This window comes from Sinorhizobium sp. BJ1, assembly GCF_002531555.1.
GTDB lineage: Bacteria > Pseudomonadota > Alphaproteobacteria > Rhizobiales > Rhizobiaceae > Sinorhizobium > Sinorhizobium fredii_B.
In genome coordinates, this window is record NZ_NWTH01000021.1 from 1 (window position 1) to 19,337 (window position 19,337).

The following is a 19,337-nucleotide window of genomic DNA, read 5'->3' on the forward strand; positions in this document are numbered from 1 at the left end:
AACTTCTCAAGACAAGTCAGCGCTCACGCGTGCGCATCTTCGCCGAGCACAGCCCCTTCGACATGAAAGATCATCTGAAGGCTCGGGGATACCGCTGGTCGGATGGCAGCGACGGCCGTCCGAAATCCTGGTGGATCGAAATCGACGAGGAGCGGCTCGCTGCGGAGCTCGCCTTCCTGAGGTCAGAGATCTACCGGTGGGAAGAGGCCGACCCGCCGGTCAAAAGGCTGACGGCGTTTGATCGGTACAAGACTTGAGGGGAATGGCCTTGCCACGCAGGCCGTGGCATGCAGATGCTCAGGCTCGTTACCGCGATGGTGTTGCCGTCTCGAAAGTTGAGAGGAAGCAATAGCTTCAACAGGATCGCAGTCGGCTTGCTCAAGGGGGAACACAATGAAAACACCGTGGGAATTCCTTGTTCGATTGACGTCGCGGCGACCATCGGCGAAAGCGCAAGAGAGTTCGGTCGGGAATGACGCCGGCTCCAAGGCTCTCGAGAGCGAAGTGGAGCATACGTCCGCACTTCCGCCCAGCTCGACGGTAGCCGCCGGCGCATCTGCTCACAATGAGGACGGTTCGGCTGATCAAGCATCGGTTGCGTCGGATGAGGCGAAAGGTGATGGCGAAGTCGTGCAGGCGTTAAAGCCGCCGATCGATACTGAATTGGCTCGAACGACTGCGCGGAACGAAGCCGACCCATCGGGTGCCGAAGCGAATTCGTTGGTTCCGAAAAGAGCGGCAAGCACAAAGTCGCAGAGCAAACCGCTGGTCAAGCGTCGAGAACGTAGGAAGAGAGCCAAGCCCCACATGGCTGCCCAGAGCGCCATCGCCTCAAAGCATCATCAAAGCTTGCAGCCCTCGTCTTCACGTGACGTGTTCTTCCAGGAAGTGGGAACACTTGAAGAAGAAATCAAAATGCTGAGGACCCAACTCGCTCGAAAGCTTCATCTGCAGAACGTTCAGCTAAAGAAGATGCTCGAGCGCTTCGACATTTCGTGAGCTTGGCAGCGCGTCTTACAAGCGCTCACTGGCGTTATCTTTGCCTAGCGGCGAAGGCCTCGCCGCCACTCAATTGAATGAGTGCGAGAACCTGGCGAGCAGGCAGCCATCAATCGGCTCAGTGGGTATTCGCCGCTGGACGCGCTGCGCCTCAGGATAGCTATGAACCATGACGGTCGCTTTGGCCGTGAGGGGCGGGCGTGGAATCTAGACTAAGTAGGCGGTGCCCCGCGGTATCATACTGCAATACCGTTCGCGCTCGCGCCGAACCTGAGCCATCCTGTACGGTCGCCACGATTGGTAAAATGGGGGTAGTTGCAAGCAGGGCGCCATTTTATTTCAGGTGATAGCTGGGAGCCTTTCATGGTCGATCGTCAGGCTCCAGGCTCCAGGCTCAAGGCTCCAGGCTCCAGGCTCAAGCCAAGCATCAACTATCCGTAAAGCAGGACTCTGATGGTTGTGTTGACTCTGTGGAGCGCTCAGCCGAAAACAGGCGATGACAAGGAGGGAATTGCTGATGGCTGACGAGAGTAATGCGGGACCAGTTGCTGCGGCTGTAACGACGGACGCGGAAGTGAAAGAACCAACGGCTAAGAAGCGAAGGTCGCCACGACCTCAGAAGGCGGCTTCCGAACCAGCTCAATCAAAGACGCCGGCTGCTAAACGCAGGGGGTATAGCGAGCAAGAGAAGAGCGAAAAGCTCAAGCTGATCGCGACGCAAGTCGGCGAAGGCAACACCCTCAAGGACGCCATCAAGAGCGCCGGCATATCGGAGCAGACCTACTATCATTGGAAAGGTGCTGCGAAACCTGTCGAGTATAAGGACACCAAGAGCACCAAGCCCCTACCGGCCGGCGATGAGTTGGCAGATCTTGTCCAGCTGGAAGAGGAAAACCAGCGGCTCCGCAAGCGACTGGCGGAGAAGCTGCGAGCGGAAAATGCCGAACTGCGCAAGAGGCTCGGTCTCGACTAACCAGGACCGGGAATGCACCGGACGACGCTTTCATCGGCGTCCTCCGTGTTACGCCGAAGCTTATATTTGCTCCCCATTTGGCATCGTCGCGGCAAACGTAGCCCTGCTGTTTCCCGCTCTCGCGGTGAAGGGCCCGCCAGCTGCGAGGTTGGCGAGCAGTTGATGCGCGCGAGGAGGGGCTGTATTGGTGCGCCAGCAGGAATGCAGCGGCGCCAATCGGCGTTGGCTTTCTCAAGGTTTGCCTAGGATCGAAAATAGATGAAGACGCCACAACGGAGATTCGTTGTCGAATTCAAGTCAGGGCGACGACAGCCAAAAGCCCAGACGAACTCAATCTGGGGAGACACAGATCTCAAGACTTTGGCCCGCGAAGTGGAAGATGCGGCGTCGCACCTGTTCAATTCAGATGAAGCACCTGGAACGCCTGACGCGGGTGAAACTAGGCGGGCTGCTCCGATCAATTCAGAGTCTGTCAACGAACGCGCTGACCATGTCGACGTTGCTGCACTAGGAGCGACATCATTTGCCAACGGCGCAGAGGTCGAAATCTCGAAGCACTATGAGGCCGATCATCCGGCCGAAGCGGTTGTCCAAGTACAGGAGAGCCAACCGGCATCGCAGCCTCGAACGACATCTACCGGCACTCCGCGAAAGCGCGCCAAGCGCGCCGCCGCCCAGACGATCGCCCACAACTCGAAGCTTGGGCACGAGGGTCGAAAGGCACAGACCGGGCCCATCGACAATCCGATTTCCCTCGACGAGCTTGCCGCCCTGGACGCAGACAACAAACGCCTCAAGAGGTTGCTGGCTGAACAGCTTCGTGCACAGAACCTCTGGCTCAAGAAGATGCTCGAACGATTTGATGCCGAATAGCGAGGTGGCACCACTGGCGTCGGGGCCAAGAAACCGCTGAGGCGCGAGTTCCGCGGATAACCTCGGGCGGGCTGCGCTACCTCGATGTCAACTGCCGGGTTTTCGCGGCTTTGCACTGAGCAAAATGGCCGGTCACCTTTTTGACCTCGTCATCATTATACCGCATATCGTTCAGGATCTGACCGTCTTAGGGAAGGTAGAGGCGGGGTCTTTCGCCGAGTAGCAATGCGCTGCCAGTTAGGGCGAGGTGGTCGCCTCATCCTCAAAGACGTCTGAGCGAGCTACTCTACCGGCTTCAAGCCTGACTTCTTCAACACTGCCGATCGACAGCAGCTGCTGATCGAAAACTCTCGTGCGATTGCTGTTGGCGCAATTGTGAGCTCCATTCTCCTCACGGCGGCTCGCTTGTGCAAGCTAAGTCTCAGCCTACGTGTTCGACCGCCAACGTTCCGGCCGGAAGCGGTTTGATCAGGGACTTCGCAGAAACGGTTGGATCGAGCCAATCAGCCCACGCATTGCGCTCCAGGATGACGATCTGTCGGTCGTGGTACGGAGCGATGTCAGGCCCTGGCTCCATCGTCAGCATTGTGAAAGCCTGTCCCACCTCCGGCGTTTCGCGCCAGACACCGGCGATGCAGAAGATCGGCTCGTCCTTCTTGGTGAACAGCCACTTGTCCTTGGGCTTCTTTTTCGGATCCTTCGGGTCGGTGAACTCATAAAAGCCGTCGGCGATGATCAGGCAGCGGTTGGAATTGAACCCCTCCGACCGGAGATTATAAACCGGACGCTTGTTGGGGCCCGGCCAGCTCCAGCGCCGCTGCACGAGCTCGGCCTCATCGCGGGTCCCGTCGATCGTCCGGACGATGGGGCCGGTATCGGTGATCTTGATGTCCTCACGCGCTTCGAGGTTCGGCGCGCCTTCGCCGAAGCGGATCTTGATCTTGTGCTCGGCGAAGTCCTCGACGATCGAGGCGACATCCACCATCAGCCGGTAATCGTTGCACATGCGTCCTCCGTCTTAGGTCTGGCTATCTCTCAATAGCGTTCCTGATATGTTCTATCTATGACGAGTGCGACCGTTTTCCAGTCCGACGCCCCGTTCGATGAGCGCCGCGTGATCATAAGGCGCCATGACGGCGATGTGGAGATGGTGGAGCTGCCGTGGGGGCTGTGCCCCCGCGACGGCGGTGCGCGCCGTGAACGTCGTTCGGTCGAAAGGAAGGACATTTCCGACCCACCGCTGCCTGGTGCCGGCCTCGGAGTTTAGCTACAGGAGCTTCAGCTTCTCGCTCGCTAAAGGTGACTGGTTCTACTTCGGGATCTGGCGGCCGGCTACGGGACGACTGGCCGGAGGCCTATGCTATCCTGACGATCGAGCCGAATGCCGATCTCGCGCCGTTTCATAACCGCAAGATGGCGGTACTTAACGTGTCCAGGCAGTATCTGGTCCGCTTGGTGGACACTGGAGAGCTCCCAGCGGAAAAGGTTGGCAGTCACCGGCGCTTGCGAGCAACGGATGTGGCGGCATTCAAGACGGCTCGCGACGCCAAGCGGGCGTCGGCACTGGATCGGTTGACGTCGCTGAGCGAGGATGTCGGCGGCTATGAGCTCGGGACCAAGCGCCCCTCACGTGAAACCTGAATATCTCCGACAGATCCCTGAAGTCCCAGAGGACCTCTTTTGCAGTTCCAGAACTCCTTACGCCAAGCCAACTTGGGGTCGGATTCCGGTCAAGACTCGAGAGTTGCAACCACCGCCGCGGTGGAACGATGCGGGCTGGTCAGACACGTAAAGCCAGAAACGTCGGCCGCTTCGAATTTCACTCGATTGTAAGGCCGTCGAAGACTTCCAGCATGGCGTCGCTGATGGCTTTGCCGAGCGCTGCCGCGATCTGCTTCGTCATTCATGTCGCGCGCGGCCATCGCAAATGCGGCGCCTTCCGCTGTCACGATCTCCTGTGCACGCTGTATCGCCCAGAGCGCGAAGTCGCTACGACTGCTGATCTCTACGGTTTCCATGATTTCTCCTGATTTGCGCGAGCGGATGGCTTATAGCGAATCTGCCGGACGATGAAGTCCGAAGGGACGTCCGTGAGTGAGCCTGAGATGTGATGCAGCAGTTCGATTTGTTTCCTTCTAGTAAGACGGCTCCTGTGAAGGCGGCTGCTTCATCGACGATGAAGCGCCAGCCCACGGCAGCTCTGAGCGAGGATGACAGGGTGCGGCAGCTCCACGCGACGGGGCGGTACCGTATCCTGAAAAAGCTCGAGCCTCGCTCTGTCACGACAACGCCGCGGCTCGAGTTTCCGCTGAAGGGCGTCATCCTCGACACCCCGTGGCGGGCTTAAGGCAATCCTGTGATACGTGAGTACGCGTGACCCATGAAATGGGCTTTGCCCGGCGCGTCGCCACCCAGACGATCTTCATGCACAAGGGAAAGATCTGGGGCCGTCGGCCGCGCTCTTCGCCGATCCGCAGACGCCGGAACTCCGTCAGGTCGTAAATCCGACGTCAAATGACGGCTTGCGGAGCGCACTGCGTGTACGGCAACTCGCGAAGGATGAAGTCCGTCCGGCAGTGCGTCTCGCGCTACGATCTATAACGCTGGTGGCGACGCGAGGCAGGGACTTTCCGCTATCGTCGCCAGTCGTCGTCGGGCGTGTTTATTCCGCCTTCGACCGACGAAGAGGGGTGGCGTAATTTTCCCAGCATTAGCTCCTCCATTGCTGTCCCACCCGCTGCCCGATTTTGGGGAACCCATTTGCCACGATTTCGTTGAATACAGATTAGCTTTCACTGAAATAGTGGAGGAGAAACCATGAAAAGGTCCTTTGGTAAGCTGCTCGCAATTGGCTTGATTGGGGCCGGTACGTGGACCGCCATGCCATCCATCCCGTCAGCGCAGTCCCTGGACCTGTACATCGGACCCGGTGGACCGGAGCTTCGCGAGCGAAGGTATGATGACGACGACGACTACCGACCCTATCGCGGCTGTAGCGAACGCCAGGCGATTCGTCGTGCCTACAGGCTCGGAGTTCGTGACCCCGAGGTTCAATCTGTCACGCGCCGCGAGATTGCTGTCGAGGGCGTGCGCCGGGGACGCTTTATGACCGTGTACTTCGCTAATCGTCCCGGCTGCCCTCGGATAGGTTGAGATTTGCGTCGGCTAGGTTCGGCAGATCGTTTGAAATTTCCTCCCGTTAGGCTGGTCTAACGGCTGGTCTGGCGCAGGATCAGATCGGGTCGGATCGTCAGCCGCCCCGGCCGGTCGAGCTTGCCGTCGAGCACGTCGAGGATCAGCTGTGCCGTTTTTGCGCCGATCTCGCTGGCGAAGGCGTTGATCGTCGTCAGGCTGGGCACGGAGATTGCGCCGATCTCGTAGTCGCCGAAGCCGCCGATGGCAATCCTGTCGGGCACGGCGATGCCTCGCCGCTGGCATTCGGTGAGCGCCCCGAAGGCGGAAAGGTCGGAAACGCAGATCACCGCCTCCGTGTCGGGAAAGCGCTCGAGCAACTGCCCCATGGCGTTCGCCCCCTCGCGCATCGAAATCGGCGGCGGACCGGCCGCGATTAGGCGCGGCGCATCAAGCCCGTGGTCCTTCAAGGCGGCAATAAAACCCTGGCGCCGGTCGGCGCCGCGCGTGTCGCGGTCCGCGTCGCCGCCGATGAAGGCTATCTTCCGGTAGCCGACGGCGACGAAGTGATCGACCATTTCCCTGACCGCCTGGGCGTTGGAGAATCCGACGACATGGCCGATCGGCTCCTCGGGCAAGTCCCAGGTCTCGATGACCGGGATGCCGGCATTCGAGAGGAGCTTTCGCGCCCGCGGCGTATGCTTGCCGCCCGTCACAACGATCGCTTCAGGTTTGCGCCGCAGGAGCTGCTCGATCAGCCGCTCCTCCTCCCGGACGTCATAATTGGTGTAGCCGAGGAGGATCTGCAGGCCTCTTTCCGAGACGCGGTCCGAAAGCGCCCGCACTGTATCGGCGAAGTTGGCATTGTTGATCGACGGGATCGTCACCGCGATGAAGTCGGTGCGCTGCGAGCGGAGATTGGAAGCGGTGCTGTCGAAGACATAGCCGAGCTCCTCGGCGGCGCGCAACACCGCCTCGCGGGTCTCCTGGCTGACTGAACTGTCACGCTTGAAGGCGCGCGAAACCGTCATCGGCGAAACGCCGGTTCGCCGTGCCACATCGGCCATCGTCGGGGGCTTGCGGATATTGTGCATCTGCATCCATGTTATCGTTACCATCCAAGTACACCCGGATTGCCGGCGGAATGCAAGCCTCTCTTGGTTGGTAGGCAACTCTCCCTGAAGCGGCACTCTGACGAGTGCCGCTCGGAGGTAGTCAAAGGCGGTATTCGTTCGCCTGAGTGACGTGGTGGTGGATGCGTCCTTCGAAGAAGCGTGCCAGCACCTCTTCCGTCGCGGCCTTCGCTGCCGCCCGCGCCGGGCTCGCCAGCGCCGTCTCGACGGTGTCGAGATCCGGGTAGTTAATCGCAAGGATCATTGGGATCTCCGGCGCTCCTTCATCGCGGGCGTCGGCGAAGGTGATGCGCACGTCGAGCGCACCGGGAAAGGCTTTCCATTTCGGCAGGATGTTTTCGAGGACCGCAGCCCGAAAGGCCTCGGTCTCGCCGTCCTTCACCTTTCCCTCGAACAGCGCGTAGCGGGTGATCATTCGACAATCTCCTTGTTGGGTCCCTTGAAATATTCCATCAGCGCCGCCTGGTCCTCACCGCCGAGGCCGGCCGCCGTCAGCATCCGGTGCACCTCGGCGCAGGTTGCTGTCAGCGGCATGGCGGTGTTGGTGCGGCGGGCAAGGTCCTGCGCGCCGTTCAGATCCTTCACCATGTTGTCGATCCGGCCGGTGCGCCGGTAATCCTTGGCGACGAAGCGCGGCATGTATTCCTGCAGGATGGCGCTGTCGGCCCGCCCGCCCTTCAGCGCCAGCGGGATCTTCGCCGCGTCGACGCCGGCGTCGAGCGCCAGCTGCGTCGCCTCGGCGACGGCGAGGAAATTCAGGCCGCAGAGAACCTGGTTGATCAGCTTGGTCGTCTGCCCGGCGCCGGACGGTCCCATATGCGTGTAGTTCGAGGCGACGTGCTTCAGCACCTGATAGGCATCCGCCACGTCCTCCTCCCTGCCGCCGGCCATCAGCGTCAACTGTCCGACGAGCGCCTTGGGCGCGCCGCCCGAAAGCGGGCTGTCGACCCAGCGCAGGCCGTTTTCCGCCGCTTCGAGCGCCAGCGCCTTGGTAGTGTCCGGATCGATCGACGACATGTCGATGATGAGGGTTCCGGCCTTGGCGCCCTTCGCGACGCCGGCCTCGCCGAAGACGGCGATATGCACGATCTTCGCCGCGTTGAGGCTGAGGATGACGGCGTCGGAGACCGCCGCGGCTTCCGCCGCGCTCGCTGCCGCCTTCGCCCCTATGTCGACCAGCTCCTGCACCCTGGCCTGGTCGAGGTCGAAGACCGTCAGCTGATTGCCGGTTTCGATGAGCCTCGTCCCGATGGCGCCGCCCATGGCTCCTGCACCGATCAATGCGACCCTGTTCGTCATTCTCGCGGTCCTCCCAGTTGGGCAAAGATGGCTTCGACGACCGCTTCGAGAGGCTGGTCGATGTCCACGCTGATGGCATTCTCGTCCGGTCCCGGCGGCTCGAGCGCCGCGAATTGGCTGGCGAGCAGCGCCGGCGGCATGAAATGGCCTTGCCGCTCCTTCATTCGCTTCTCGATGACCTCGACGGTCCCGGCGAGATGGATGAAGGTAACGGGCGCGCCGGTATTACTTTCTATGTGTTGGCGGTAGGCACGCTTCAGCGCCGAGCAGCCGATGATCGTTGGCCCGGTGCCGGCGGCAAGCGCCTCGCCGACGCGGGTCAGCCATGGCCACCGGTCCTCGTCCGACAGGGGGATGCCCTGGCTCATCTTGGCGATGTTGTCCGCCGGATGCAGGTCGTCGCCGTCGCGATAGACGGCGCCGAGGCGCGTGGCCAAGGCGGCGCCGACCGAGGACTTGCCGCAGCCGGCAACGCCCATCAGCACCATGCGCCGGGGAACCTCAGAGAGATGCGGTGATGCCGCCGTCGACATAGAGCACATGTCCGTTCACGAAAGAGGAAGCGTTCGAGGCGAGGAAGATGCAGGCGCCGACCAGCTCCTCCACCTTGCCCCAGCGGCCGGCCGGCGTGCGCTTTTCAAGCCATGCCGAGAAAGTCGGATCGGCCACCAGGGCGGCGTTGAGCGGCGTATCGAAATAGCCCGGCGCAATGGCGTTACACTGCAGTCCGTATTTCGCCCAGTCGGTCGCCATGCCCTTGGTGAGATTGCCGACCGCACCCTTGGTGGCGGTATAGGGAGCGATGCCCGGTCGGGCAAGCGCTGTCTGGACGCTGGCGATGTTGATAATCTTGCCGGCGCCGCGCTTGATCATGTGCCGCGCCACCGCCTGGCCGACATTGAAGACCGTCGAAATATTGGTCCTGAGCAGCCTATCGAAGGCGTCGGCGGGAAAATCCTCGAGCGGCGTGCGATGCTGCATGCCGGCATTGTTGACGAGGATGTCGATCGGCCCGACGTCTGCCTCGAAGCCGTCCACGGCGCTGCGCACCGCTTCATGGTCGGTGGCGTCGAAGGCGAGCTTCCTCGCGCCGGCAATGCGCTCGGCGGCTTCGGCGAGCTTTCCCGCATCCCGCCCGTTCAGAACGATTTCTGCACCGGCATCGGCGAGGCCGCGCGCCAGCGCAAAGCCGATGCCCTGCGATGAGCCGGTGACAAGTGCCCGCCGGCCTCTGAGATCGAACAGTTCAAGGGCCATTTTTCCTCCCGCATTTCATCTCGACATTCTGGGCTGATCTGTTTATGTTATCGATAACATTCAATGTCAAGGGACGGAGTTTTGAATTGAGCAAGCCGAATATTCTGCAGGTCGGGCCCTATCCGGAGTGGGACGAGGGCCCGCTGAACGAGGCTTTCGCGGTGCATCGCTATTTCGATGCGGCGGACAAGGCGCGGTTCCTCGCCGAAGTCGGTCCCGGCGTGCGGGGGATTGCCACGCGTGGCGAGCTCGGCGCAACCCGCGCGATGATCGAGGCCTGCCCGGGACTCGAAGTCATATCCGTCTATGGCGTTGGCTTCGATGCGGTCGACCTTGCCGCCTGCCGTGAACGCGGCGTGCGCGTCACCAACACGCCGGACGTCTTGACCAACGACGTCGCCGATCTCGGTGTGGCGATGATGCTGTGCCTGTCGCGCGGCATGATCGGCGCGGAAAGCTGGGTGAAGGACGGCAGCTGGGCCGCCAAGGGCCTATATCCGTTGAAGCGGCGTGTCTGGGGCCGACGCGCCGGCGTGCTCGGGCTCGGCCGGATCGGCTATGAGGTGGCCAAGCGCCTCAAGGGCTTCGACATGGACATCGCCTATTCCGACGTCGAGCCGAAGTCCTACGCCTCCGAATGGGAGTTTATCGCCGATCCGGTGGCGCTTGCGGCGCGCTCGGACTTCCTCTTCGTTACGCTTGCGGCCTCGGCTGCGACGCGCCATATCGTCGGCCGCGAGGTGATCGCGGCGCTCGGCGCCGAGGGCATGCTGGTCAACATTTCCCGCGCCTCCAACATCGACGAGGAGGCGCTGCTCGAAGCGCTGGAGAACAAGACCCTCGGCTCGGCGGCGCTCGACGTCTTCGAAGGCGAGCCGGCACTCAACCCGCGCTTCCTCGCGCTCGACAATGTGCTGCTCCAGCCGCACCATGCCTCGGGCACCATCGAGACGCGCAAGGCGATGGGCCAGCTGGTGCGCGACAATCTCGCCGCGCATTTTGCCGGCAAGCCGCTGCTGACGCCCGTTCTCTAAAATCCCTTTCATCGTTTCGCTGAAACAGTGAAAAGGATCTAACTTCTTGAAACTATGCAACTCCGGACGGAAAACCGTGACACGTTTTCCCTGGAATTGCTCTAGGAGACTCCCATGAAAGCTATCGTCGTTCATGGCGCAAAGGACCTGCGCATCGAGGAGCGGGCAGTCGAAGCGCCGGGCCCAGGCGAGGTGCGGCTTCGCCTCGCCGTCGGCGGCGTTTGCGGCAGCGACCTCCACTATTATAACCACGGCGGCTTCGGCGCTGTGCGTCTGCGCGAACCTATGATCCTCGGGCACGAAGTCTCGGCCTATGTGGAAGCGCTCGGTCCGGGCGTTGACGGGCTCAAAACGGGCCAGCTCGTCGCCGTGTCGCCGTCGCGGCCATGCCGGTCCTGCCGCTATTGCCAGGAAGGGCTGCACAATCAATGCCTCAACATGCGCTTTTACGGCAGCGCCATGCCGTTTCCGCATATCCAGGGCGCGTTTCGCGAGGTGTTGGTCGCCGACGCCGTTCAATGCGTGCCGGCCGATGGCCTGACACCCGGCGAGGCGGCGCTTGCCGAACCGTTGGCGGTGGCGCTGCATGCGACGCGCCGGGTCGGAGAAATGCTCGGCAAGCGGGTTCTCGTCACCGGCTGCGGGCCGATCGGGGTGCTTGCAATTCTGGCCGCGCGGCGTGCCGGTGCGGCCGAGATCGTCGCCACCGATCTTTCCGACTTCACCCTGGCGCTGGCGAACAAGGCCGGTGCGGATCGGGTCATCAACATGAAGAGCGAGCCGGATGCGCTCGCCCCCTATGGCGCCGAAAAGGGCAGCTTCGACGTTCTCTACGAATGCTCCGGAGCGGCGCCAGCACTGACCGCCGGCATTGCCGCGCTTCGGCCGCGGGGCATCATCATCCAGCTGGGGCTCGGCGGCGACATGAGCCTGCCGATGATGGCGATCACCGCCAAGGAGCTCGAACTGCGCGGCTCCTTCCGCTTTCACGAGGAATTCGCCATCGGCGTCGGGCTGATGCAGCAGGGACTGATCGACGTCAAGCCGCTGATTACCCACACGGTGCCGCTGGCCGAAGCGGTTACCGCCTTCGAACTGGCGAGCGACCGCAGCCAGGCGATGAAGGCGCAGATCGCCTTTTCCTGACGGACGGTTGCCGTCGTCGCGCCGGCGAGGCAATCTGCGGCCACTGAAAAATAAGCCGACGCGGTGGCGAGCTTCGTCTCGCGCCGGCAGACGGGCGGCGCCATGCCGCAGCTCGTCGATATTGGAACGGGGAGGGAAATCGGAATGTCGTTCTTCGAGGTGGTGGATGCCCGCTTCAAGTCCTTCGTCATGGGCAATGCGCCCCTCAAGCAGATCGCCACCGGCTTCGACTGGGTCGAGGGGCCGGTCTGGTTCGGCGACGCAGGCTGCCTGCTCTTCTCCGACATTCCCAACAACCGCATCCTCCGCTGGCTGCCGGGCGTCGGCATCTCGACCTTCCGAAGCCCTTCGAACTATGCCAATGGCCACACGCGCGACCGGGAAGGCCGGCTTATCAGCTGTGAGCATGGCACGCGACGCGTAACGCGCAGGGAGCTCGACGGATCGATAACGGTCATCGCCGACAGCTACCAGGGCAAGCGGTTGAATTCGCCCAATGACGTGGTGGTGACAACCGACGGCTCGATCTGGTTCACCGATCCGCATTACGGCATCATGACCGACTACGAGGGTTTCCGCGCTGAGCAGGAGTTGCCCTGCAATGTCTACCAGGTCCGCCCGTCCGGTACGATCCAAGCGGTTCTGACGGATTTTGCCTGCCCGAACGGTCTCGCCTTCAGCCCGGATGAAAGGCGGCTCTATGTCGCCGATACCGGGCGCATGTTCTCCTCCGACCCGCAGCATATCCGCGCCTTTGACGTCGGCGCCGATGGCTCGCTTTCCGACGGCGAAGTGTTCCACACGATCATGCCCGGCTGCGCCGACGGCATTCGCGTCGACAGCGACGGGAACCTCTGGTCCTCGGCCGCCGACGGCGTCCATTGCATCGCCCCGGACGGACATCTGATGGGCAAAATTCTTGTGCCGGAACTCGTCTCGAATATCTGCTTCGGGGGCCGTGCAAAGCATCAGCTGTTCATAACCGCGACGACCAGCGTCTATACGATCACGCTCAACCGCAAGGGCGTGCAGTATCCTTGAGATGCAGCTGCATCTACGCGGCGGCCCGCGCTGCCGCGGTGAGAAATGTGGGGTCGCGGTTAGCTAATGCGCCGGCGTGGCCAGCGACGCGTCGCCACTTTTATCATGCACAGCGAAGCGGTCGAGCATGTGGGCGCTTGCCTCGTTGAGACCGATCACCTCGACGGCAACGCCATGGCGGCGGTATTTGAGGACGACCTTATCCACCGCGCCGACGGCGGTGATGTCCCAGAGATGCGCTTCAGCCACGTCAATGACGACCTTCGCCAAAGGCTCGCCGAAGTCGAAGGCCGCGATGAAAGCCTCGGTAGACGCGAAAAAGATTTCGCCGTCGACATAGTAGGTGCGCAGCTTACCGCCCTCGGCGAGCGTCGAGCGGACATGAAAGAGACGCGCGACCTTGCCGGCAAAAAACACGCCGGAAAGCAGCACGCCGACGAGGACGCCCTTGGCCAGATCGTACGTCCCGACGGTGGTGATGACTGTCGCCAGCATGACGATCGATGAGGGGAGCGGATTGCGGCTGAGGTCCAAGATCGAACGCCAGGAGAAAGTTCCGACCGAGACCATGATCATCACCGCAACCAATGCCGCCATCGGGATGATCCGCACCAGGTCGTCAAGCACCAAAATCAGGAACAGGAGGAAGGCACCGGCGACGAAAGTCGAAAGCCGCCCGAGCCCGCCGGAAGTGACGTTGATGACCGATTGGCCGATCATCGCGCAGCCGCCCATGCCGCCGATCAGGCCGGAAGCGATATTGCTGGCTCCCTGGCCGATGCATTCCTGGCTCTTGTTGCTCGTCGTGTCGGTCATGTCGTCGACGATCTGAGCGGTCAGCAGGGATTCGAGCAGCCCGACCGCGGCGAGCGCCACCGAATAGGGGAAGATGATCTGCAGCGTCTCGAGGGTGAGGGGCACCTGCGGCAGGGCAAAGATTGGCAGGTTCGACGGCAGCTCGCCAAGATCGCCGACGGTGCGGATGTCCATACCGCTCCAATAGGCGATGGCGGTCAGGACGGCGATGGCCACCAGCGGCGAAGGAATTGCCTTCGTGACATAGGGGAAGAGATAGATGATCGCGAGCCCGGCGGCGATCATCAGATACGTCACGTGTGGCACGCCGATGAGCTCCGGAAGCTGTGCCATGAAGATCAGGATCGCGAGCGCATTGACGAAACCGGTGATCACCGATCGCGAGACGAAGCGCATCACCCGGCCAAGTTTCACGAAACCGGCTGCGATCTGGATCATGCCCATCAGCAAGGTTGCGGCGAAAAGGTATTCGAGGCCGTGCTCTTTGACCAAGGTGACCATCAGCACAGCGGTGGCGGCGGTCGCCGCCGAGATCATGCCGGGCCGGCCGCCCGTAAATGCGGAGACACAGGCGATGGCGAAGGAGGCGAACAGCCCGACCTTCGGATCCACGCCGGCGATGACCGAGAAGCCGATCGCCTCGGGTATCAAAGCAAGCGCCACGACGATGCCGGAGAGGACATCGCCGCGTATGTTGGAGAACCATTCGCGTTTGTAGCCGGCGAGTGTCAGTTTCATGATTTTTCTTCGCAAGAGTAGTGCACCAGGCCGGTGGGAGAGCCGGCTTGTTTGGTTTGATGCTGTTGCGTTGTCTGGCGGATCGGCGGCCAGAAGAGCCACCCGGAGTTTCACCAGGTCCGGGGTGAGTGGCCCCGTTATACAAAACAGGCCGCTTTAGGCAACGATCTATTGTGTTGCAAAGAATAACATCTCCATTGCATCGCGAGCGGCAAGCCGTGAGAAAGCCGCCCTCCGAAGAGCGCCGGCACTTGCCCCCTTGCGCGGCCATGTGTCAGGTCGATCGCCCCGCCACCCAGTTGTGCCATTCGGACTCGCTGCCGTGGAAGACGTTGAGGTCGATGCGGCCGTCGACGCCGTGCGACAGGCCGGAGCCGGAATATTGCCAGAAGACCCACTTGCGGCCCGGATAGACCTTTGACGGGTGGGCGGCGACCGCGCGCAGCCAGAAAGGATGGTTGGGGAATGCGTTCCTCAGATTGTCGCGATAGAAGTCCGGCGCCGTATAGATGATCGGCCGCTGGCCGTAATGCCGTTCCAGCTTGTCCATGAAGACCTGCATCTTCTCCCGCACTCGAGCCGGCGATAGGCGTCGCTTGCAGCTCGATTCGCCGTTGTATTCAACGTCGATGACCGGCGGTAGGGCGTCGGCCTCGCGCGGAACGTTGCGGATGAACCAGTCGGCCTGTTCGCCGGCCGTCCGGCACCAGTAGAAGAAGTGGTAGGCACCGCGCTTCAGGCCGGCCTGTTGCGCCCGCCGCCAGTTCTTCTTGAACATCGGGTCGAGATGGTCGCCGCCGTCGGTCGCCTTGATATAGGCGAAATTCGCCCCCTGCGTCCGGAGCCTCTCCCAGTCAATATTGCCCTGCCAGCGGGAAACATCGACGCCGTGCACAGCGAGCTTTCTGGGTGATCGCTTGCCGAAATTGATTGGTTTGGCGTCCCGGAAGCGGTGGCCGTAGACGCGGGGACGCGTCCGCGGGGCGTCGTCGATGGCGGGGTTGTCCGGAATGACCATCGCGACCGGCCGTTCCATCGGAACGGGCATGCCGGCTTCGCTCTCCATGGACGTGAAGGCCTGCGGCTGCGGAACCTGGCCAGCCCAGGCGAGCTCCTGCGGCGGTTCGCCTGGCGCTTCGGCCATTCCGACCTCGCCGGAGGGGACCGCCGCCGGAACCGAAACAACCGGGGCGGCCGGCGGCGCAACCGAACCCGTCACTTCGCGCGATGGCCGCGGCGCGAGAACTGTTTCCGGACTGGAACTGGAGGCGCAGCCCGCGAGAACAAGGCAGGTGAGGAAGATTGCTGGCGCAGCCGACAAACGCATTGGGGACCCGTACGCAGAACATTGTCGACGGCGGGGCATGATGCCGTCGCGACTGATCGGAAGTGCTAACCGGAAATTACCAAGAAAGACTGAATCCGAACTTAACGGGCGCGCCCCTCAGTCGAGAATCCCGGCCGTCGCGAAGCGGCCGCCCTGGTAGTCGCCGCCCACGGCGGGCTCCTTTTCGCGCCGTTCGATCGCTTCGCGATAGGGTTCGCTCGTATCCTGCGGTTTCCAGCCGAGGAATTCGGCGTGCGCGTTCGACCACCAGGCATCGCGGTTCGCCGAGGCGCCGTAAAGCACCAGATGGCCGATCGCCGGCGCCTCGATGAGCTTGCCGACCAGCGAGAGGAAGTCGCGGCGGCTGAGCCAGGTGGAGAGCATGCGCCGGTCCTTGGGCGCGTCGAAGCAACTGCCGATCCTCAGGCAAGCCGTCTCGAGGCCGAACTTGTCGAAATAGAGCCGCGCCAGATCCTCGCCGAAGCATTTGCTGACCCCGTAGAGGCTGTCGGGCCGGCGCCTGAAGCAGCGCGTCGAAACTGGCTTCAACCGAGATCGCGCCGAGATGCAGGATCGTGTCGCAACCGCGCACCAGTTCGTCGACCGCCTGCCGGTCGGCGAGGTCGCATCGCACCACCTCCTCGCCATCGCCGGCCGGCGAGATGTCGACGATGTCCGAGAGGCGGAGGATCTCCGCTGATCCTTTCAGGCCTTCACGCGCATAGCGGCCGAGGCCGCCGCCGGCGCCCGTTACCAGAAGTCGCTTGATCATCGGTCTCACCTCAATTCAATGGGTCACGGGAATTCAATGGATCTCTGGCTCGGGCAGCTTGTGGGGCGACTGCAGGAAGGTGAAGTCGCAGCCCTCAGGAGCCTGCTGGATATGTTCGGCATGCATCTTCAGATAGCCGCGTGAATAGTCGCGCGCTGGCGGACGCCATTCGGCGAGCCTGCGTTCGATCTCCGCCGCGTCGACCTCCAGGGTGATCGTCCGGCTGGCGACATCGAGGGCGATCATGTCGCCGTTGCGGACGGCTGCCAGCGGGCCGCCCACGTAAGACTCCGGCGCGACGTGCAGGATGCAGGCGCCATAGCTGGTGCCGCTCATGCGCGCATCGGAAATCCTGACCATATCGCGCACGCCCTGTTTCAGGAGTTTCTTCGGGATCGGCAGCATGCCCCATTCGGGCATGCCCGGTCCGCCGACCGGACCGGCATTGCGCAGGATCATCACGGTCTCGGCGGTCACGTCGAGATCCTCGTCGTTCACCGCCCGCATCATCGCATCGTAATCGTCGAAGACGAGTGCCGGGCCGCGGTGCTTGAGGAGCGTCGGATCGGCGGCGGCCGGCTTCATAACGCAGCCGTCGGGCGCCAGGTTGCCCTTGAGGATCGCCGTGCCGCCGCGGCCAGCCACGGGGTTGTCGAGCGGGCGAATTACGTCAGGCAGGTGAATCTCGGCGTGCTCGATCGCCCCGCCGATCGTGCCGATGACGTTGCGTTCCTGAAGATGCAGCAGCGGCTCCAGCTGTTTCCAAAGGGCAAGAAGGCCACCCGCATAGAAAAAATCCTCCATCAGGAAGGCGCCGGTCGGGCGAATGTTGCACAGCACCGGCACCTTCTCCGACATACGGTCGAAATCCTCCAGGGTCAGGGGAACGCCGCACCGCCGTGCCATGGCGATCAGATGGATCATCGCATTGGTCGAGCCGGCCATCGCCATGTGCACCGCCAGCGCGTTCTCGAAAGCCTTGGCCGTCAGGATGTTGCAGGGTTTCAGGTCCTCGAAGACCATTTCGACGATGCGGGCGCCGGAAAGTGCGGCCATGCGCGAATGGCCGGCGTCCGAGGCGGGAATGGCTGAAGCTCCGGGAAGGCACAGGCCAAGCGTGTCGGCGAGCGCCGTCATCGTCGAGGCGGTTCCCATCGTCATGCAGGTGCCGTAGGAGCGGGCGATGCCGCGCTCCATCTCGTTCCATTGGAGTTCGGTGATCTGGCCGGCTTCTTTCTCGGCCCAGTATTTCCAGACGTCCGAGCCCGAGCCGAGCGGCTGGCCGCGATAATTGCCGCGCAGCATCGGCCCGGCCGGCACGAAGATCGTCGGCAGGTCGACCTGGATGGCGCCCATGATCGTCGCCGGCGTGGTCTTGTCGCAGCCGGCGAGCAGCACGACGCCGTCGACCGGATGCGAGCGGATGAGTTCCTCCACCTCCATGGCGAGGAAGTTGCGGTAGAGCATCGTCGTCGGCTTTACATAGGTCTCAGCGAGCGACATGGCCGGCAGCTCGACCGGGAAGCCGCCCGCCTGCCAGACGCCGCGTTTCACCTCGTCGGCGCGGGCGCGCAGATGCGCGTGGCACGGATTGATGTCGCTCCAGGTGTTGATAATCGCGATCACAGGCTTGGCGGCGATTTCCTGCTGGTCGTAGCCCATCTGATAGAGGCGGGAGCGATGGCCGAAGGAGCGCAGGTCCTTGGCGCCGAACCAGCGGAAACTCCTAAGATCTTCTGGACTCTTGCGTCTGGTCATCCGCGACCTCCTTTGCATTCCCGATCGGCTCGGCTAGATTAGACCTGTTCAGAAAAATGACAGGCGAGACCAAGCTATTGAACGACGTGATGTTGAAACTGAAGCCGGCGCGGCGCGAACGCCTTGCCGACGTACTCTACGGCCAGATCCTCGAGCAGATCACCAGCGGGCAATTCGCCGAAGGCGCGAAATTGCCGTCCGAGGCGCGCATCTGCAGCGACTTCCAGGTTTCCCGGCCGGTGGTGCGCGAAGCGCTGATGCGGCTGCAGGCCGATGGGCTGGTGGTCTCGCGCCAGGGGATCGGCACCTTCGTGAAGTCGCGACCTTCCAACAAGCTCACCGATTTTGCCGCCTCGGCGGAGATCGCCAGCTATCTGAGGGCCTTCGAGCCGCGCCTCGCACTCGAGACCGAGTGCGCGGGGCTGGCGGCGATGCGGCGAACCAAGGCCCAGTTGAACCAGATCGGCGAGGCACTTGCGGCGCTCGAGAGTGCATTCCAGCGCGGCGAGAACGGCTGGGAGGAGGATTTCGCCTTCCACCTCGCCGTCGCGGCCGCCGCGGGAAACGAGCTGTTTCCACGCCTCCTGCAAGACTTGCGCGACATCATGAGCGGCTCGATGCGCATGGCCCTGAGCCTTACGCAGCAGGGCTCGGAAGACCGGCGGCGCCGGGTCCTCGAAGAGCATCGCAAGATCTTCATGGCTATCTCCAGCCAGAATGCCGACCTGGCGCGTCTCCACATGCGCTATCACCTGACGGAATCCCGCGCCCGCGTCACCGGATCCTACGGCGATCTCTAGGCAGGCATCGTTCGGCGTCGGGACCCGAAGGTTAGCGGCAGGTCCTACCGCCCTCTTGCCTGCCGGCCATCTCCCCCACGAGGGGCGAGATTGACTCGCCGCAGGCCGAGTGCACCAATCAAACGGCTTGCCGGAAGACAGCGCCTCTTGATGGGCACAGCGCGCAATACATGCGTTCTCCCCCCTTGTAGGGGAGCTGGCCGGCAAGCCAGAGGGGGATGGGGCAAGGGCCATCACAG

General features: G+C 62.6%; 17 protein-coding genes, 5 pseudogenes and 1 other annotated feature. Of the genes and pseudogenes, 11 read left to right on the plus strand and 11 right to left on the minus strand.

Annotated features, from left to right (window positions below):
* The 4 genes and pseudogenes from CO676_RS22950 to CO676_RS22965 all read left to right on the plus strand — a co-directional run.
* A pseudogene (locus CO676_RS22950) lies at positions 1-257 on the plus strand (3'-5' exonuclease); the annotation flags it as partial.
* A 136-nt stretch (positions 258-393) separates the two neighbouring features.
* Complete coding sequence (locus CO676_RS22955) at positions 394-999, plus strand: hypothetical protein (protein WP_097522763.1); 606 nt, start codon at positions 394-396, stop codon at positions 997-999.
* A gap of 517 nt (positions 1,000-1,516) precedes the next feature.
* Complete coding sequence (locus tag CO676_RS22960; protein WP_097522849.1) at positions 1,517-1,972, plus strand: transposase; 456 nt, start codon at positions 1,517-1,519, stop codon at positions 1,970-1,972.
* A 258-nt stretch (positions 1,973-2,230) separates the two neighbouring features.
* A complete protein-coding gene (locus CO676_RS22965; protein ID WP_097522764.1) occupies positions 2,231-2,845 on the plus strand; it encodes a hypothetical protein in 615 nt (204 codons plus the stop codon).
* A gap of 421 nt (positions 2,846-3,266) precedes the next feature.
* On the opposite strand, the gene CO676_RS22970 is transcribed toward CO676_RS22965, so the two are convergent.
* Positions 3,267-3,851, minus strand: coding sequence for an SOS response-associated peptidase (locus CO676_RS22970; protein WP_097522765.1), 585 nt, complete (start codon positions 3,849-3,851; stop codon positions 3,267-3,269).
* A gap of 57 nt (positions 3,852-3,908) precedes the next feature.
* Between CO676_RS22970 and CO676_RS35420 the strand changes: the two are divergent.
* Positions 3,909-4,486 (plus strand): annotated as a pseudogene (locus CO676_RS35420) (excisionase family DNA-binding protein).
* Between the two features lie 178 nt (positions 4,487-4,664).
* Here the strand turns inward: CO676_RS35420 and CO676_RS22980 are convergent.
* Positions 4,665-4,863, minus strand: a pseudogene (locus CO676_RS22980) (hypothetical protein).
* Between the two features lie 92 nt (positions 4,864-4,955).
* On the opposite strand from CO676_RS22980, the gene CO676_RS22985 reads away from it, so the two are divergent.
* Positions 4,956-5,192 carry a hypothetical protein gene (locus CO676_RS22985; protein WP_348628074.1) on the plus strand — a complete coding sequence of 79 codons (237 nt, stop codon included), beginning with the start codon at positions 4,956-4,958 and terminating at the stop codon, positions 5,190-5,192.
* A gap of 14 nt (positions 5,193-5,206) precedes the next feature.
* Positions 5,207-5,346 (plus strand): annotated as a pseudogene (locus tag CO676_RS36210) (ABC transporter ATP-binding protein); the annotation flags it as partial.
* A gap of 708 nt (positions 5,347-6,054) precedes the next feature.
* Here the strand turns inward: CO676_RS36210 and CO676_RS23000 are convergent.
* The 5 genes from CO676_RS23000 to CO676_RS23020 form a co-directional block, all read right to left on the minus strand.
* Complete coding sequence (locus CO676_RS23000; RefSeq protein WP_097522850.1) at positions 6,055-7,071, minus strand: LacI family DNA-binding transcriptional regulator; 1,017 nt, start codon at positions 7,069-7,071, stop codon at positions 6,055-6,057.
* Positions 7,072-7,192: 121 nt separating this feature from the next.
* The gene (locus tag CO676_RS23005; RefSeq protein WP_097522767.1) at positions 7,193-7,525 is read right to left on the minus strand and encodes a hypothetical protein; all 333 of its coding nucleotides are present in this window, start codon (positions 7,523-7,525) and stop codon (positions 7,193-7,195) included.
* The gene (locus CO676_RS23010; RefSeq protein WP_097522768.1) at positions 7,522-8,409 is read right to left on the minus strand and encodes an NAD(P)-dependent oxidoreductase; all 888 of its coding nucleotides are present in this window, start codon (positions 8,407-8,409) and stop codon (positions 7,522-7,524) included. Before CO676_RS23010 ends, CO676_RS23005 begins: the two co-directional genes overlap by 4 nt.
* Complete coding sequence (locus CO676_RS23015; RefSeq protein WP_097522769.1) at positions 8,406-8,942, minus strand: gluconokinase; 537 nt, start codon at positions 8,940-8,942, stop codon at positions 8,406-8,408. Before CO676_RS23015 ends, CO676_RS23010 begins: the two co-directional genes overlap by 4 nt.
* The gene (locus tag CO676_RS23020) at positions 8,911-9,666 is read right to left on the minus strand and encodes an SDR family oxidoreductase (RefSeq protein ID WP_097522770.1); all 756 of its coding nucleotides are present in this window, start codon (positions 9,664-9,666) and stop codon (positions 8,911-8,913) included. The genes CO676_RS23015 and CO676_RS23020 overlap by 32 nt, the downstream gene beginning before the upstream one ends.
* Before the next feature lie 86 nt (positions 9,667-9,752).
* Between CO676_RS23020 and CO676_RS23025 the strand changes: the two genes are divergently transcribed.
* The 3 genes from CO676_RS23025 (at position 9,753) to CO676_RS23035 (ending at position 12,887) form a co-directional block, all read left to right on the plus strand.
* Positions 9,753-10,700 (plus strand): 2-hydroxyacid dehydrogenase, encoded by a 948-nt coding sequence (locus tag CO676_RS23025; protein ID WP_097522771.1) that lies wholly within the window; start codon positions 9,753-9,755, stop codon positions 10,698-10,700.
* A gap of 114 nt (positions 10,701-10,814) precedes the next feature.
* Positions 10,815-11,846 (plus strand): L-idonate 5-dehydrogenase, encoded by a 1,032-nt coding sequence (locus tag CO676_RS23030; protein WP_097522772.1) that lies wholly within the window; start codon positions 10,815-10,817, stop codon positions 11,844-11,846.
* Between the two features lie 144 nt (positions 11,847-11,990).
* Positions 11,991-12,887, plus strand: coding sequence for an SMP-30/gluconolactonase/LRE family protein (locus CO676_RS23035; protein ID WP_097522851.1), 897 nt, complete (start codon positions 11,991-11,993; stop codon positions 12,885-12,887).
* Between the two features lie 63 nt (positions 12,888-12,950).
* Here the strand turns inward: CO676_RS23035 and CO676_RS23040 are convergent, their stop codons facing one another.
* The 4 genes and pseudogenes from CO676_RS23040 to araD all read right to left on the minus strand — a co-directional run bounded on the left by CO676_RS23040 (position 12,951) and on the right by araD (position 18,298).
* Complete coding sequence (locus tag CO676_RS23040; RefSeq protein ID WP_097522773.1) at positions 12,951-14,441, minus strand: SulP family inorganic anion transporter; 1,491 nt, start codon at positions 14,439-14,441, stop codon at positions 12,951-12,953.
* A 68-nt stretch (positions 14,442-14,509) separates the two neighbouring features.
* Positions 14,510-14,565, minus strand: a sequence feature (sul1 is cis-regulatory element that is thought to sense ions involved in sulfur or methionine metabolism; They are found in Alphaproteobacteria).
* A gap of 150 nt (positions 14,566-14,715) precedes the next feature.
* The gene (locus tag CO676_RS23045; RefSeq protein WP_097522774.1) at positions 14,716-15,768 is read right to left on the minus strand and encodes a GH25 family lysozyme; all 1,053 of its coding nucleotides are present in this window, start codon (positions 15,766-15,768) and stop codon (positions 14,716-14,718) included.
* 117 nt (positions 15,769-15,885) lie between these two features.
* Positions 15,886-16,540: pseudogene (locus tag CO676_RS36840) on the minus strand (NAD(P)-dependent oxidoreductase).
* A 33-nt stretch (positions 16,541-16,573) separates the two neighbouring features.
* A complete protein-coding gene (gene araD / locus CO676_RS23055; protein WP_097522775.1) occupies positions 16,574-18,298 on the minus strand; it encodes an L-arabinonate dehydratase in 1,725 nt (574 codons plus the stop codon).
* A gap of 77 nt (positions 18,299-18,375) precedes the next feature.
* Here araD and CO676_RS23060 point away from each other — a divergent pair, with 77 nt between their 5' ends.
* A complete protein-coding gene (locus CO676_RS23060; protein ID WP_041415182.1) occupies positions 18,376-19,098 on the plus strand; it encodes a FadR/GntR family transcriptional regulator in 723 nt (240 codons plus the stop codon).
* The last annotated feature ends 239 nt before the right edge of the window (positions 19,099-19,337 follow it).